General features: G+C 67.6%; 15 protein-coding genes. 7 read left to right on the top strand and 8 right to left on the bottom strand.

Annotated features, from left to right (window positions below; all coding sequences use genetic code 11):
* Nucleotides 1–61 precede the first annotated feature (61 nt).
* The 4 genes from coaBC to N5A93_RS16010 are packed head-to-tail and all read left to right on the top strand — an operon-like array spanning nt 62 to nt 4,854.
* Entirely contained in the window at nt 62–1,264 is a 1,203-nt protein-coding gene (gene coaBC, locus N5A93_RS16025; protein ID WP_268956106.1) for a bifunctional phosphopantothenoylcysteine decarboxylase/phosphopantothenate--cysteine ligase CoaBC, read from the top strand.
* 37 nt (nt 1,265–1,301) lie between these two features.
* Nucleotides 1,302–1,766, top strand: coding sequence for a dUTP diphosphatase (dut, locus tag N5A93_RS16020; RefSeq protein ID WP_268956105.1), 465 nt, complete (start codon nt 1,302–1,304; stop codon nt 1,764–1,766).
* Entirely contained in the window at nt 1,766–2,839 is a 1,074-nt protein-coding gene (locus N5A93_RS16015; RefSeq protein WP_268956104.1) for a HesA/MoeB/ThiF family protein, read from the top strand. Before dut ends, N5A93_RS16015 begins: the two co-directional genes overlap by 1 nt.
* The gene (locus N5A93_RS16010) at nt 2,836–4,854 is read left to right on the top strand and encodes a M3 family metallopeptidase (RefSeq protein ID WP_268956103.1); all 2,019 of its coding nucleotides are present in this window, start codon (nt 2,836–2,838) and stop codon (nt 4,852–4,854) included. Before N5A93_RS16015 ends, N5A93_RS16010 begins: the two co-directional genes overlap by 4 nt.
* Before the next feature lie 12 nt (nt 4,855–4,866).
* Here N5A93_RS16010 and N5A93_RS16005 read toward each other — a convergent pair whose 3' ends face one another.
* The 3 genes from N5A93_RS16005 to N5A93_RS15995 form a co-directional block, all read right to left on the bottom strand.
* Complete coding sequence (locus tag N5A93_RS16005) at nt 4,867–5,565, bottom strand: NYN domain-containing protein (protein WP_268956102.1); 699 nt, start codon at nt 5,563–5,565, stop codon at nt 4,867–4,869.
* A 38-nt stretch (nt 5,566–5,603) separates the two neighbouring features.
* Nucleotides 5,604–6,482, bottom strand: coding sequence for a glutathione-dependent disulfide-bond oxidoreductase (gene yghU, locus N5A93_RS16000; protein WP_268956101.1), 879 nt, complete (start codon nt 6,480–6,482; stop codon nt 5,604–5,606).
* Nucleotides 6,483–6,621: 139 nt separating this feature from the next.
* Nucleotides 6,622–7,734 (bottom strand): S-(hydroxymethyl)glutathione dehydrogenase/class III alcohol dehydrogenase, encoded by a 1,113-nt coding sequence (locus tag N5A93_RS15995; protein ID WP_268956100.1) that lies wholly within the window; start codon nt 7,732–7,734, stop codon nt 6,622–6,624.
* A 131-nt stretch (nt 7,735–7,865) separates the two neighbouring features.
* Between N5A93_RS15995 and N5A93_RS15990 the strand changes: the two genes are divergently transcribed.
* Together N5A93_RS15990 and N5A93_RS15985 are read left to right on the top strand one after the other, a co-directional pair.
* Complete coding sequence (locus N5A93_RS15990) at nt 7,866–8,138, top strand: I78 family peptidase inhibitor (RefSeq protein ID WP_268956099.1); 273 nt, start codon at nt 7,866–7,868, stop codon at nt 8,136–8,138.
* Nucleotides 8,139–8,195: 57 nt separating this feature from the next.
* On the top strand, nt 8,196–8,540 hold the full coding sequence (locus N5A93_RS15985; protein ID WP_268956098.1) for a DUF2794 domain-containing protein: 345 nt from the start codon (nt 8,196–8,198) through the stop codon (nt 8,538–8,540).
* 92 nt (nt 8,541–8,632) lie between these two features.
* On the opposite strand, the gene speB is transcribed toward N5A93_RS15985, so the two are convergent.
* From speB to N5A93_RS15965, 4 genes are all read right to left on the bottom strand, one after another.
* On the bottom strand, nt 8,633–9,598 hold the full coding sequence (speB, locus tag N5A93_RS15980) for an agmatinase (RefSeq protein WP_268956097.1): 966 nt from the start codon (nt 9,596–9,598) through the stop codon (nt 8,633–8,635).
* Between the two features lie 4 nt (nt 9,599–9,602).
* A complete protein-coding gene (locus tag N5A93_RS15975) occupies nt 9,603–10,433 on the bottom strand; it encodes a C40 family peptidase (protein WP_268956096.1) in 831 nt (276 codons plus the stop codon).
* Entirely contained in the window at nt 10,430–11,809 is a 1,380-nt protein-coding gene (locus tag N5A93_RS15970; RefSeq protein WP_268956095.1) for a leucyl aminopeptidase family protein, read from the bottom strand. The genes N5A93_RS15975 and N5A93_RS15970 overlap by 4 nt, the downstream gene beginning before the upstream one ends.
* Nucleotides 11,810–11,894: 85 nt before the next feature.
* Nucleotides 11,895–12,275 carry a hypothetical protein gene (locus N5A93_RS15965; RefSeq protein WP_268956094.1) on the bottom strand — a complete coding sequence of 127 codons (381 nt, stop codon included), beginning with the start codon at nt 12,273–12,275 and terminating at the stop codon, nt 11,895–11,897.
* Between the two features lie 155 nt (nt 12,276–12,430).
* On the opposite strand from N5A93_RS15965, the gene N5A93_RS15960 reads away from it, so the two are divergent.
* A complete protein-coding gene (locus tag N5A93_RS15960; RefSeq protein ID WP_268956093.1) occupies nt 12,431–13,081 on the top strand; it encodes a carbonic anhydrase in 651 nt (216 codons plus the stop codon).
* Nucleotides 13,082–13,107: 26 nt separating this feature from the next.
* Here N5A93_RS15960 and N5A93_RS15955 read toward each other — a convergent pair whose 3' ends face one another.
* Nucleotides 13,108–14,733, bottom strand: coding sequence for a DUF4139 domain-containing protein (locus N5A93_RS15955; RefSeq protein WP_268956092.1), 1,626 nt, complete (start codon nt 14,731–14,733; stop codon nt 13,108–13,110).
* Nucleotides 14,734–14,770 lie beyond the last annotated feature (37 nt).

Raw genomic sequence — 14,770 nt, 5'->3', positions numbered from 1 at the left:
AGCCCGCCGCCGCGCGCCTAGTGTCACGCGGGTCTGACCGGAACCGGAACGGGAACGCGCCATGCTGGCATCCAAACGCATCCTCTTGATCATCGGCGGCGGCATCGCCGCCTTCAAGGCGCTGGACCTGATCCGCCGCCTGCGCGAGCGCGGCGCGCAGGTGACCCCGGTTCTGACCCGCGCGGGCGCGGAATTCGTGACGCCCTTGTCGGTCTCGGCGCTGGCGGGGCGCAAGGTTTACGGGGATCTTTTCGATCTGACCGACGAGGCCGAGATGGGCCATATCGAGCTGAGCCGCAGCGCCGATCTGATCGTCGTGGCCCCGGCCACCGCCGATCTGATGGCGAAGATGGCGGGCGGGCATGCGGATGATCTGGCCTCGACCCTTCTGCTGGCGACCGATACGCCGGTGCTGCTGGCCCCGGCGATGAATGTGCGGATGTGGGAACATCCCGCGACCGGGCGCAACATCGCCACGCTGAAGGGCGACGGGATCGGCCTGATCGGCCCCGGCGAGGGCGACATGGCCTGTGGCGAGTTCGGCCCCGGGCGGATGTCCGAGCCGCTGGAGATCGTCGCGGCGGTGGAACGCGCGCTGGTGGGCGGGCCTTTGGCGGGCAAGCGGGTGCTGGTCACATCCGGCCCCACCCATGAGCCCATCGACCCCGTGCGCTATATCGCCAACCGCTCGTCGGGGGCGCAGGGCACGGCGATCGCGAAGGCGCTGCGCGCGTTGGGCGCCGAGGTGGTCTTTGTGAGCGGCCCCGCCGATGTGGCCCCGCCCGAGGATGTCGAGGTCAAGCGGGTCGAAACCGCGCAGGAGATGCTGGCGGCGGTCGAGGCCGCGCTGCCCGTCGATGCGGCGGTGTTTGCCGCCGCCGTGGCCGATTGGCGCGTCGCCGGCGCGAGCGAGCGCAAGATGAAGAAGCAGCCGGGCGGGAAGGACGGGCTGCCGGCGCTGGAATTCGCCGAAAACCCCGACATCCTGGCGCGCGTGAGCCAGATGGAGGCGGGCCGCCCCGCGTTGGTCATCGGCTTCGCCGCCGAGACCGATGACGTGATCGAAAACGCCACCGCCAAGCGCGAGCGCAAGGGTTGCGACTGGATCCTGGCCAATGACGTGAGCCACGCCACCGGCATCATGGGGGGCGCGCATAATGCCGTGACGCTGATCGATTCCGAGGGCGCGCAAAGCTGGCCGCGCATGACGAAAGCCGAGGTCGCCACCAGGCTGGCCGAGCGGATCGCCCAGACGCTGGGGTGAGGATCTTGAGTATTTTGAGAACGATGAAAGGGCGGGCATGGTCCTGATCACATTCGTTTGGGAAGATGGCGCGGACCGCGCGCTTGGCCTGCCCTCCTATGAGACCGAGGGGGCGGCGGGCGCCGATCTGCGGGCCAATTTCGCGCCGGAAGCGCGCGCCGAAGGCGTGACGCTGGCGCCGGGTGCGCGGGCGCTGGTGCCGACCGGGCTGAGGCTGGCGATTCCGCAAGGCTACGAGGTGCAGCTGCGGCCACGCTCGGGGCTGGCGCTGCGCCACGGGATCACCTTGCCCAACAGCCCCGGCACGATCGACAGCGATTATCGCGGGCCGCTGGGGGTGATCGTGATGAATGCGGGCGAGGCGGCGTTTCACATCGAACATGGCGCGCGGATCGCGCAGATGGTGGTTGCACCCGTGGTGCGGGCGCGGTTCGAGGCGGTCGAGGCACTGGAGGAGACCGCGCGCGGCGAAGGCGGCTTCGGATCGACGGGGCGCGGCTGATGGCGCTGGTGCTGGTCATGGCCGGGGTGCTTTGGGGCGTGGGCTGGGCGATGGGCGCCCCGAGGCGCCTGAGATGGGGCATGATCGCGTTTCTGTGGGCGGCGGTGGTGCTGTTGCATCTGTTGTTGCCGGTCGGGCATCCGCTGCGCATGGCGACGGGGGAAAGCGCCGCGCTCTGGCTGATCCTCGGGGGGTTCGTGGCGCTGGGGCTGGTTTATGCCGGGCTGCTGCGCCGGTTGCGCGGCAGGGCGGCGGCGCGGGAGGCGGGCGACACATCCGCGACATCCGCGCGCAAGGGGCTGTTCAGCGAGGCGGAGCTGGAGCGCTATGCGCGCCATATCGTTCTGAGGGAGCTGGGCGGGCCGGGGCAGAAGGCCCTGAAGGAGGCGCGCGTGCTGGTGATCGGCGCGGGTGGGCTCGGGTCGCCGGCGCTTTTGTACATGGCGGCGGCGGGCGTGGGCACGATCGGGGTGATCGACGATGATGTGGTCGAGAATTCCAACCTGCAGCGGCAGGTGATCCATCGCGATGCCGATATCGGGCGGCCCAAGGTGCAATCGGCCATGGAGGCGATGCAGGCGCAGAACCCGGCCGTGGTGGTGCGCCCCTATCAGCGGCGGCTGAGCGCCGGGATCGCCGCCGAACTGTTCGCCGAATATGACGTGATCCTTGACGGGAGCGACAATTTCGACACGCGCTACCTGGCGAATGAAGCTGCCGTGGCGGCGGGCAAGCCGTTGATTTCGGGGGCGATGTCGCAATGGGAGGGGCAGCTCAGCATTTTCGATCCGGCGCGCGGCACGCCCTGTTACCAATGCATCTTTCCCGAGCGCCCCGCCGAGGGTCTGGCGCCCTCTTGTGCCGAGGCGGGGGTGCTCGGGCCGTTGCCGGGAGTCATGGGCGCGATGATGGCCGGGGAGGCGATCAAGCTGATCGCGGGGGCCGGGCAGCCGCTGCTGGGCGAGATGCTGATCCATGACGCGCTTTGGGGCGAGACGCGAAAGATCGCGCTGCACCGGCGCGCCGATTGCCCGGTTTGCGGGCCTCTGCAGGACAAGGACGCCAAGGCATGAGCAACCCGCTGCTGGAAGATTGGGACGGACCGTTCGGGATCGCGCCCTTCGAGAGGATCGAGGACTCGCATTTCGCGCCCGCATTCGATGCCGCGCTGGAGATGGCGCGCGCCGAATTGCGCGAAATCGCCGACAATCCCGAACGGCCGCGCTTTGACAACACGATCGAGGCGCTGGAGGCGAGCGGGGCGGTGCTGACCAAGGTGTTGGCGGCGTTCTTCAGCCTGGCGGGTGCGGACAGCACACCGGCGCGCCAGGCATTGCAGCGCGATTTCGGGCCGAGGCTGGCAGCCTATTCGCTGGAGGTGACGGGGAACAAGGGGCTGATGCGGCGCATCGAGGCGCTGTGGGCGAAGCGCGACAAGCTGGGCTTGAGCGATGAGCAGATGCGGCTTTTGATGCTGACGCGGCGACGGTTCCTGCGGGCGGGCGCGGCCCTGGAGGGCGAGGCCAAGGACCGGATGGGCGCGATCATGGCGCGGCTTGCGGAACTGGGCACGGCGTTCACGCAGAACCTGCTGGCGGACGAGGCAGGCTGGGTCATGGAACTGGACGAGGATGCGCTGGCGGGGCTGCCGGAGTTCCTGATCGCGGCGGCAGGCGAGGCCGGGCGGGAGATGGGCCGCGCGCGCCCGGTGATCACGCTGTCGCGCTCGCTGATCGTGCCGTTCCTGCAATTCTCGCCAAGGCGCGACCTGCGCGAGCGGGCGTTTCGCGCCTGGACGGCGCGCGGCGCGAATGGCGGCGCAAGCGACAACCGTGCCATCGCCGGTGAGATCCTGCGCCTGCGCGAGGAACGCGCGCGGCTGCTGGGATACGGGAGTTTCGCGGCGTTCAAACTGGAAACCGAGATGGCGGGCACGCCCGAGCGGGTCGAGGCGCTGTTGATGGAGGTCTGGGCACCTGCGCGCGCGCAGGCCGAGGCGGATGCCGAGATCCTGACGCGGATGATGCAGGCACAGGGCGTGAACGACGATTTGCGCCCCTGGGACTGGCGCTATTACGCGGAGCGGCGCAGGCAGGCCGAGCATGACCTCGATGAGGCGGCGGTCAAGCCTTACCTTTCGCTCGAGGGCATGATCGAAGCGGCATTCGGCGTGGCGAACCGGCTGTTCGGGCTGGAGTTCCGGGCGCTGGACATCCCGCTTTATCACCGCGATTGCCGCGCCTGGGAGGTGACGCGCGCGGGGCGTCATGTGGGCGTGTTCATCGGCGATTATTTCGCACGCGGTTCCAAGCGGTCGGGCGCCTGGTGTTCGGCGATGCGTGCGCAGGCCAAGGTGCCGCGCGCGCAGGGGCCGGTGGTGATCAACGTGTGCAATTTCGCCAAGGGCGACCCCGCACTTCTGGGTTTTGACGATGCGCGCACCTTGTTTCACGAGTTCGGCCATGCGCTGCATCACCTGTTGTCGGATGTGCGCTATGAGAGCATCGCAGGCACCGCGGTGGCGCGCGATTTCGTGGAGCTGCCAAGTCAGCTTTTCGAACATTGGCTGGAGGTGCCCGAGGTCCTGGAGACCCATGCGCGCCATTATCGCAGCGGCGCGCCGATGCCGGGTGAATTGCGGGACAGGCTGCTGGGGGCGGCGCATTTCGACCAGGGGTTTCAGACGGTGGAATACCTGGCCTCGGCGCTGGTGGACCTGGCGTTTCACAAGGGCGGCGCGCCGGATGATCCGATGGCCGAGCAGGCGCGGGTGCTGGAGGCGGTCGGGATGCCGCAGGCGATCACCATGCGCCATGCCACGCCGCAATTCGCGCATGTCTTTTCGGGCGATGGCTATGCCAGTGGCTATTACAGCTACATGTGGTCCGAGGTCATGGACGCCGACGCCTTTGCCGCCTTCGAGGAGGGCGCGGGGCCGTTCGACCCCGAGCGCGCAGAGGCGCTGGAGCGCCATATCCTGTCGCGCGGCGGCGCGGCCGAGCCCGAGGCGCTTTACACGGCGTTTCGCGGGCGGATGCCGGGGGTCGGCGCGCTGCTGCGCGGGCGCGGGCTGGTGGATGCGGGCTGAGCGCAGGCGCGCTCAGTCGACGCGGCGCACATAGAGGTGATTGCCCTCGCGCCGTGTTTCAAGAACCTTGATCGCGGCCACCAGATCGCTGAGTTTGCGGTGCCCATAGCTGCGGGTGTCGAAATCTGGGTTGGCCGCCGTCACCTGCTGCCCGAGCCGCCCGAGCGCATACCAGTCGCTGTCCTGATCGAGACTGTCCATCGCCTTGAACAGCAGATCGCGCGCCTCGTTGAGGGATTTGCCGTCAGGTGTCACCGGGGTCTCGGCGCCTTCGGCGCCAAGGTTCTCGAGATAGATGAAGCGTTTGCACGCCTTGCGGAAGGCCTCGGGCGTCTTGCGCGCGCCAATGCCGTAGACCTCGAGCCCCTGTTCGCGGATGCGGCTGGCGAGGCGGGTGAAATCGCTGTCGGAACTGACCAGAACGAACCCGTCGAAACGGCCCGAATGCATCAGGTCCATCGCGTCGATCACCAGCGCGATATCGCTGGCGTTCTTGCCCACGGTATTTGCCGGCTGGTGATGCGGCACAAGGCCGAATTCGGCCTGCACGCGGTTCCAGCCGCTCATCTGCTGCGAGGAAAAATCGCCATAGCAGCGCCGCACGCTGGCCTCGCCGATGGCGGCGATCTCCTCGAAGATGGCGCCGGTCCATTTCGGCGAGGTGTTGTCGGCGTCGATCAGGACCGCCATCAGGGGGGTGCGTTCGGGCATGGCGTCCTTTTTCCTTTCGTTGTGGGCCGGGCGGGCGATCAGGCCTCCTGACCGGCGATCTTGTCCTGTGTGCGGGTGTCGAAATCCGCGGCATCGTGGCGCTCAAGAAGCTGCTCATGCGGCTCACCGCTGGTGCGGTTCACCATCCGGCCGCGTTGCACCGCGGGGCGGGCATCCAGCTTTTCCGCCCAGGCCATCACGTTTTCATAGCTTCCGGCGTCCAGAAACCGCGCCGCGTCGCCATATTGACGGCCCAGCACGAGGTTTCCATACCACGGCCAGATCGCCATGTCGGCAATGGAATAGTCATCGCCCGCGATGAATTCGCGCGTGGCGAGCTGACGGTCCAGCACGTCGAGCTGGCGTTTCACCTCCATGGTGAAACGGTCGATCGGATATTGCCACTTCTCGGGCGCGTAATGATAGAAATGCCCGAAACCGCCGCCCAGATAGGGCGCGCTGCCCATCTGCCAGAAGAGCCAGTTCAGGGTCTCGGTGCGCCCCGGTCCCGAGGCAGGCAGGAAGGCGCCGAACTTCTCGGCCAGATGCAGCAGGATCGCGCCGGATTCGAACACCCGCAGCGGTTCGGCGCCGCTATGGTCGATCATGGCGGGGATCTTGGAATTGGGGTTGGCTTCGACGAAGCCGCTGGAAAACTGATCGCCCTTGGTGATGCGGATCAGCCAGGCGTCGTACTCGGCGTCATGGCCCGCGGCCAGAAGCTCCTCGAACATCACCGTCACCTTGACGCCGTTGGGCGTGCCCATCGAATAGAGCTGGAACGGGTGCTTGCCGACGGGCAGTTCCTTGTCGTGGGTCGGCCCGGCGATGGGGCGGTTGATCGAGGCGAAGCGACCGCCGGATTCGCCCTCCCATGTCCAGATTTCGGGGGGCGTGTAGCTGTCGTCCTTGCTCATGGCCGATCGGTCCTTTCGCGCTGTGCTGAATGTCGCATGAAGCCTAAGCGCTTTCACAACCGCGACAAGGGCACGGCCCGCACAGGGCCATGTGCAACGATGCGTGGATCGGTACGGGGTATCGGCACGGGGCGGCGCGTCAGTAGACCACCACCGAGCGGATCGATTCCCCGGCATGCATCATGTCGAAGCCCTTGTTGATCTCGTCAAGCTTGAGCGTATGCGTGATCATCGGGTCGATCTCGATCTTGCCATCCATGTACCAGTCGACGATCCGGGGCACGTCGCTGCGCCCGCGCGCCCCGCCAAAGGCGGTGCCGCGCCAGACCCGGCCGGTGACCAGCTGGAAAGGACGGGTCGAAATCTCGGCCCCTGCGGGCGCGACGCCGATGATGACGCTTTCGCCCCAGCCCTTATGCGCCGATTCCAGCGCCGTGCGCATGACCTGAACATTGCCGGTCGCATCGAAGGTGTAATCGCCGCCACCCCCGGTCAGCTCGACCAGATGCGCCACCAGATCGCCTTCGACCTCGGTCGGGTTGACGAAATCGGTCATCCCGAAGCGGGTCGCCATGTCCACCTTGCCGGGGTTGAGATCGACGCCCACGATCTGGTCCGCGCCCGCCAGCCGCAGGCCCTGGATGACGTTGAGCCCGATGCCGCCGAGGCCGAAGACGATCGCGGTCGAGCCGATCTCGACCTTGGCGGTGTTGATCACCGCGCCGATGCCGGTGGTGACGCCGCAGCCGATATAGCAGATCTTGTCGAAGGGCGCGTCCTTGCGCACCTTGGCCAACGCGATTTCCGGCAGGACGCTGTGGTTGGAAAAGGTGGAACAGCCCATGTAATGCAGGATCGGCGTGCCATCGAGCATCGAGAAGCGCGAGGTGCCGTCGGGCATGACGCCCTGCCCCTGGGTCGAGCGGATCGACTGGCAGAGATTGGTTTTCGGATTGAGGCAGTAGTCGCATTCGCGGCATTCCGGCGTGTAAAGCGGAATGACGTGATCGCCCGGCTCCAGCGAGGTGACGCCCGGCCCCACCTCGAGCACCACGCCCGCGCCCTCATGGCCGAGGATCGCGGGGAACAGGCCTTCGGGATCGGCGCCCGACAGGGTGAAATCATCGGTGTGGCAAAGGCCGGTGGCCTTGATCTCGACCAGGACCTCGCCCGCCTTGGGGCCGTCAAGGTTGACGTCCATGATTTCAAGCGGCTTGCCCGCCTCCAGGGCGACGGCGGCTGTGGTGCGCATAGCTGGGATCCTCCGGTTCACGTTCGAGACGACATTGAGCGAAACAGCGCGGGAATTCAATATCATGTGCGACAGGGGATGGACCGGAGCCGACCCGGCAGGCAAGCTGGCACCAAAAAGGAGACCAAGCGATGCGATACGGATCGGCGGCCCTTTGCGGGCTTGTTCTGGCGGGATGCATGACCAATGAGGCCCCGCCGCCAATGCCCGAAGCCGATGAATGCGGCGCCGGCGGGCTTCAGCAACTGGTCGGCCAGGAGCGCGCGGCTTTCGACGAAAGCGCGATCGACGGCCCGGTGCGGGTGCTGCCGCCGGGCTCGGCGATGACGATGGACTACCGGGCCGAGCGGCTCAACGTGGAACTCGACGAAGAGGACCGGATCACCCGGATCTGGTGCGGATAAGACCACGCGGGGCGCGAAAAATCTTGATTTGAGCGGTGAACGGCGCAACTCTGGGCCATGACATTCCAATCGCCCACCCCGCTTCCGGTGCGCGGCACCCCCGAGCAGGTCGCCTTTCACCGTACGGAACTGAGCGTCATACTGTCGCTCTATGGCCGCATGGTCGCCGCCGGGGAATGGCGCGATTACGGAATCTCCTGCCTGCGCGACGTGGCGGTGTTCTCGGTTTTTCGCCGCACCGCCGAACACCCGCTCTACCGCATCGAAAAGCGCCCGCGCCTGCGCAACAAGCAGGGGCAATACGCGGTGATCGGCCTTGACGGGCAGGTCCTGAAACGCGGCCACGACCTCAAGACCGTGCTGCGCGTGCTGGAACGCAAGCTCATCCGCGCGGTGGACTGACGCGCGCACCCGCCCGCCCCTTCATCTGGCCATAAATACCTCGGGGGGTCCGGGGGGCTGGCCCCCCGGCCCTCGCCCGGAAACATGCGCGCTCAGCGCTTGGCGGCGCTTTCGGTCATCACGCAGAGAAGCTCGAACATGATCGACACGCCCAGAAAGGCGGTGCCGCCCGACGCGTCGAAGGGGGGCGAGACCTCGACCATGTCGGCGCCGACGATATCGAGCCCCTCGAGTTCGCGGCAGACCTGCAGCGCCTGCCAGCTGTTTGGTCCGCCGACCTCGGGTGTGCCGGTGCCGGGGGCGAAGGTGGGGTCGACGAAGTCGATGTCATAGCTCACATAGGTGGCGCCCTCGCCGGCGATGGCGCGCGCCTCCTGCATCACGTCACTGACGCCACGGGCGTGGAATTCCTCGATCTCGATCAGGCGGATACCCTCGGCGCGGGCGAAATCGCGGTCTTCGGAATCATACATCGTGCCGCGAATGCCGATCTGGACCACCCGTTTGGGATCCAGAAGCCCCTCTTCCACGGCGCGCCTGAACGGGGTGCCGTGAGTATACATGGTGCCGCCGAAATAGGAGTGGAACAAATCCGTATGGCTGTCGAAATGCACCATGCCCAGCGGGGCTTCGCGGGCCAGCGCGCGCAGCACCGGCAGGGTCGTCAGATGGTCGCCCCCGGCGGTCATCGGGGTGATCCCGGCGGCTTTCACCCTGTCGTAGAATTCGGTGATCCGGGTCATGGAATCGATGATGTCGGCGGGGTTCGGCCCGACATCGCCCAGATCGGCGCAGTTGAGCGCCTCGAAGGGGCGGATGCCGCTGACCTGGTGCTGCGCGCGGATCATGGTCGAGGCGTCGCGCAGCTGGCGCGGGCCGTGGCGCGGGCCGGGGCGGTTGGTGGTGCCGCCGTCCCAGGGCACGCCGATCAACCCGATATCCACATCCTTGAACCGCTCATGGGACGCAGGCACATGGGGCAGGCGCATGAAGGTGGGCACACCCGCAAAGCGCGGCAGATCGAACCCCGAGACAGGGTGAAAGAAGCTATCGGACATGGGATCATCCCTCCAGTCGTTTATGCGCGGTCACGGGTCCGTCGCCCTGGACCTCGATCCGCGAGATGGCGCGGGCCAGCGGCTCATGCGCGACGGCCATGTGATGGACATTGGCGTGCAGCAGCATGTCGGGCGCACTGAGCCACCCCACATGGCCTTTCCAGAACATGAGGTCGCCCCGGCGCGGCGCGCTTCCGGCGGGCAGCGCCACGCCAAGCGCCTCGGCCTGCATGTCGCTGTCGCCCGGGCAGGCCATGCCGCAGGCAAGGCAGGCCGCCTGCACCAGCCCCGAACAGTCGATGCCAAGCACCGAATTCCCGCCCCAGAGATAGGGCGTGCCAAGATAGAGCGCCGCCACGTCCACGGGATCGCCCGCCACCTCGTCAAGCGGCGACAGATGCGCCGCGGGCACGAAGCCTTGCGGCGTACGCAGGAAGCGGCCCGCCTCATCGAGCACATGCAGCCGCGCGCCATGGCCCAGGAATGCGCGCTCGGGCGATTTGAAATCGGGTTCGGAATAGACATGGGTGGCGCGCGCGGCGACCTTGTGGGTAGGCGCGGCGCCTTCGCTCACATGCTCGTCGCGCAGGTAGCCGACGTAATCGTCGCGCGTGGCCTGCACGAAGGACCAGCCTTGATGGGTGTCCAGAACATTGACGCTTTCACCCATCTGCATCTGGCGCGCGCGCCGCCCTTCGGGTGCATCGAGGAGGTCGGCGACGGGCACGCCGATCAGCCGGGCCTCGCCCTCGGCGTAGCGCGGGGCATCCACGTGGCCGTGCAGCGAAACATGCGCGACGCGTGCGTTGGCGGGGGTCAGGCGGCGGTCGCTCATAGCCCGAGCGCCTCGGGCAGGGCTTCGAGCAGGGCGCGCGCGCCCATGCCGGTGCCCCCCTTGGGCCGCGCGGGGGCGGCGGCCGGATTCCAGCCATAGATGTCGAAATGGGCATAGCGCGCCTGCCCCGCGAAGCGGCGCAGGAACAAGGCAGCGGTGATCGACCCTGCGAAACCGCCCTTGGGCGCGTTGTCGAGATCGGCGATGCCCGGCTCGATCATCGACTCGTAGGGCGTGTGAAAGGGCATCCGCCAGACCGGATCGGACACCGCATCGGCCGCCGCGTCGAGCATCCCGGCCAGCGCCGCGTCATCGGTGTAATAAGGCGAAAGGTCCGGCCCCACGGCCACCCGCGCCGCGCCGGTCAATGTGGCCATCGACACCATCAGGTCGGGGTCCTCCTCGGCGGCAAAGGCCAGCGCATCGGCCAGCACCAGCCGCCCTTCGGCATCGGTGTTGTTGATCTCGATGCTGAGCCCGTTGCGCGCGGTCAGGATGTCACCGGGGCGAAAGGCATTGCCGGCGATCGCATTTTCGACCGCGGGCACCAGCACGCGCAGCCGCAAGGGCAGCCCGAGCGCCATGATCATCTGCGCGAGCCCAAGCACCGTGGCCGCGCCGCCCATGTCCTTTTTCATCACCCCCATGCCCGAGGCGGGCTTGAGGTTAAGGCCGCCGGTGTCGAAACAGACCCCCTTGCCCACCAGAGTCAGCGCCGGGCCGCTGTCGCCCCAGCGCATGTCAATCAGGCGCGGGGCCTGCGCGGCGGCGCGCCCGACCGTGTGGATCAGCGGAAAGTTCTGTTCCAGCAGCGCCTCGCCCCGGATCACCTCGATCGACGCGCCGTGGCGGGTGGCCAGCGTGGCGCAGGCCCCTTCAAGGTCCGCAGGCCCCATATCCGAGGCCGGAACATTGATGAGGTCGCGGGTCAGGGCCTCGCCCGCGGCGATGGCTTCAAGGCGCGCCGCATCGACGCCCTCGGGCGCGATCAGCCGCGCGGTGGTGTGTTTCTGTTCGCGGTAGTGGTCGAAGCTGTATTGCGACATGAGCCAGCCCAGCGATTCGGTCGCGGCGCGGTCCTGCGGCAGGCCGTGCAGCGCATAGACCCCTTCGGGCAGAAGCCCCGCCGCGCCCGCCAGGTGAAAGCGCCCGCGCGCGCGTGTCTCGGGCGTGCCGTCACCGGCCAGCGCCATGGCGATCCCGCCCGCGTCATCAGGCACCAGCGCCATGCTGCCCAGCGCGCCGCTGAAGCCGGTGGCGCGCAGCCAGCGCGCCCGCTTTTCAGGCAGTGCATCGCAGAAGGCGTCAAGATCGTTCTGTCCGACGACATGCAGCGGAATGGCCGCCGCATCGGCGGGGGCGAAGGTCAGGTCCATGAAGCGCGCTCCCTTGGGTTGGGGTGTCACGCGCCCAGCCTAGCCGCCCTGACAGCGCCTGCAAGTGATCAAATCGCCGGGGCCGTCAGATCGTGACGCCGCTTGTGTCGCATAGTTCGTCAAGGCAGGCCTCGCCCACACGCAAAAGCCGCGCCAGCGTCGCCGCCATGGCGATAGCGTCGCCATTGTCGGCGCAGGCGACCACGTCACTGGCGACCCGCGCCAGCGCATGCATCCCGATCTGGCCCGAAATCGCGACCAGGCTGCGCACCGCGCGGCGCATGTCGTCAATCCGTCCCTCGCGGTGACAGCGTTCGGCATGCGAGAGGCGCACGGCCACTTCCTCGAGCGTGCGGCATACCACGTTTTCGGCGCCCGAGGGGCCAAGCTGCGCCACGAGGTCATCAAGCCGCGTGCCATCCACGCGCACGGATTCCGTTTGTCTGAGCAATGTTACCTGTTCCACGTTCTCACCCCGGTCTTCGCAAGCCCCACATGCAGTGGGCGGAGTGTCGCGCGAGAAGGTTCCCAAATGATTTCCGTTCAGTGATATTCTCTCTCGAATTCACGACGAATTCCCTTTATCAAAGGCTGCTGAACATAAGATCGCCAAGGGACACTATGAAACAAGCACGCCCGCTGCCGACCTATCTGGTGCACCGCTATCACGGCTGGAAAGCCACCGCGTATTCAGAGAACCAGACCTGGTATCGCCGTCTGGCGCAGGAGGGGCAGCATCCGCGCGCGATGATGATCTCGTGTTGCGACAGCCGCGTCCATGTCACCTCGATCTTCGGTGCGGACCAGGGCGAGTTCTTCATACACCGCAACATCGCCAACCTGGTGCCGCCCTATCAGCCCGACGGCGCGCAGCACGGTACCTCGGCGGCCGTGGAATACGCGGTCACGTCGCTGAAGGTGGCGCATGTGATCGTGATGGGACATTCCAATTGCGGCGGCGTGCAGGGTTGCATGGATATGTGTTCCGGCAATGCCCCCGCGCTCGAGGAGAAATCCAGCTTCGTGGGCCGCTGGATGGATATCCTGCGCCCCGGTTATGAGCGGGTGAAGGACATCGCCGACGACGACAAGCGCCGTGGCGCACTGGAAAGACAGGCGGTGATGATCTCGCTCGAGAACCTCCTGACCTTTCCCTTCGTGACCGACGCGATGGAGGCGGGCACCTTGAGCCTGCATGGGTTGTGGCACGAGATCGGCGAAGGCGGGGTCGAGCAATATGACCCGGCGAGCGATTCCTTCGTACCGATCTGAGCGCGGATCGCGGCGGGGCGCGCCCGCTAGCGCAGAACCTTGTCGCGCGGCCATTGCAGCGAATAGTCGAGCGTGATCTCGCGGCCCTGTCCGGCGGCGAGATCAAAGGACCAGCCCAGCACGCCGCGCTTGTCCTCGGCATCCGTCGTGTCGGGCGCGGGGCTGGCGCTCCAGTCGATCTCGAGCGCGTCCTGCTCGGAATAGGGCACGCGATCGAGAAGCCGCACGGGCCATGATTCCCCGGTCAGGTTCTCGACCTCGATGCGCACGCGTTCCGTCTGTCCGTTCGAGCGGGTGATGACGCCGCGGTCGCCCTCGGAGCGTTGTTCGACGATGCGGCTGAGGCGCAGCCCGTCGATCGGGCCGAAGGAAAGCTCGGCCTCGCCGCCCGCCGGAATGAGGCCGATCGCGCGCTGGCCGGTGAAACGCCCATCAAGGTAGAAGCGCGCCTCGCCGGTGGGCAGGATCACCTCGTCGCTGTCATTGGTGAAAGCGGCCATCAGGAAGGCGCGGTCATCCATCAGCGGCACCGCGCGCGCAACGGTTTCGGCCGTCATGTCGAGCGTGCCAAGCGCAATGCGCAGCCGGTCGGCCCCCGAGGCGACCGAGACCCGGCCGGGATAGTCATAGCTGACCGAGAGGCCGTCAAAGCGCGCCTCGGCCTGTTGCACCATTGGCGCGGCCTCGGCCATCGGTGCGGCGCCTTCGGCGGCGCCGTCGGCGGCCCCGCGCATCAGCGTCTTGGGCCGGATCGCCTCGGGGTCGTGGATGCGCCGCAGCCACGGCCGGATTTCGCCCGGACTGGTCTGTTCCGAGGGGCGCAGGGTCGAGAGCGACAGCGCCACATCGCGCCAGTTCTCGCCGGTGGACTGGTGGATGAAGGCGCCGCGCGCGATGCTCAGGTCCCCTCCGGCGCGGGCGAGCTTGAGGTCATAGACCGGCTGCCAGCCCGCCCGGTCGATCGTGTAGCTGACGGTCACGCGCCCTTCGGTGGCGGTGTCGGCATCGACCGAGACGGCCAGCATGGCGCGCGGCGTGTCCTGGGGCACCAGCGCGCGCAGGGCTTCGCGGGCCTTGGCAAGATCGTCGCGCAGATCCGCGAGCGCGCGGTCGGCGGCGTCGGCGCGCAGCCCGGCATCAAGGCCGGCCTGCCGCGCGGCAAGTGTTTCCTGCCCGATCATCATCGCAAGGTCGCGCAGCGCGGCGGCGTCCATTCCGGCGACGGAATCGCCCTGCCCGAGCTGTTCAAGGAACGCGACGCGCGACTGCGCCGCCTGCTGTTCGAGTTCGATGCGGGCAACCCCGGCCTCGCCGGTCCGCAGGGCCTCTTCCAGCTGCTCCACCTGCGCGCGGGCAGCGTCGAGCGCGGCGTCGGTTTCATCGTCGCGCGGCGGGACGTAATCGTTGCGCAGCGCCACCCCGCCCATCGCAGCGCCATCGACCGAGACGCGCACCGAGGCCAGCGGCGTGGAGTCGGGCAGATCGGCCAGGATCAGGCGGTGCTGACCGGCGGGCGCGCTGAAGGCGGCCTCGCGGATGACGCTGCCGCCTTGCGGATAAAGGGTCACGGCGGCGACCTGGCTGGTGAGGGGGATGTCCCCGGCCCATAGGGCGGCGGGGGTGAGAATGAGAAGACAGGCGAGGGCGCGCATCGGAGTATCTCCTTGAGGTGGTGCGCGCCGACTATCC

Origin of the sequence: Roseovarius salincola, assembly GCF_026891095.1 — a bacterium.
Lineage (GTDB): Bacteria > Pseudomonadota > Alphaproteobacteria > Rhodobacterales > Rhodobacteraceae > Roseovarius > Roseovarius salincola.
Note: the sequence above shows the minus strand (reverse complement) of the source record. Positions and strands in the feature narration are given on the sequence as shown.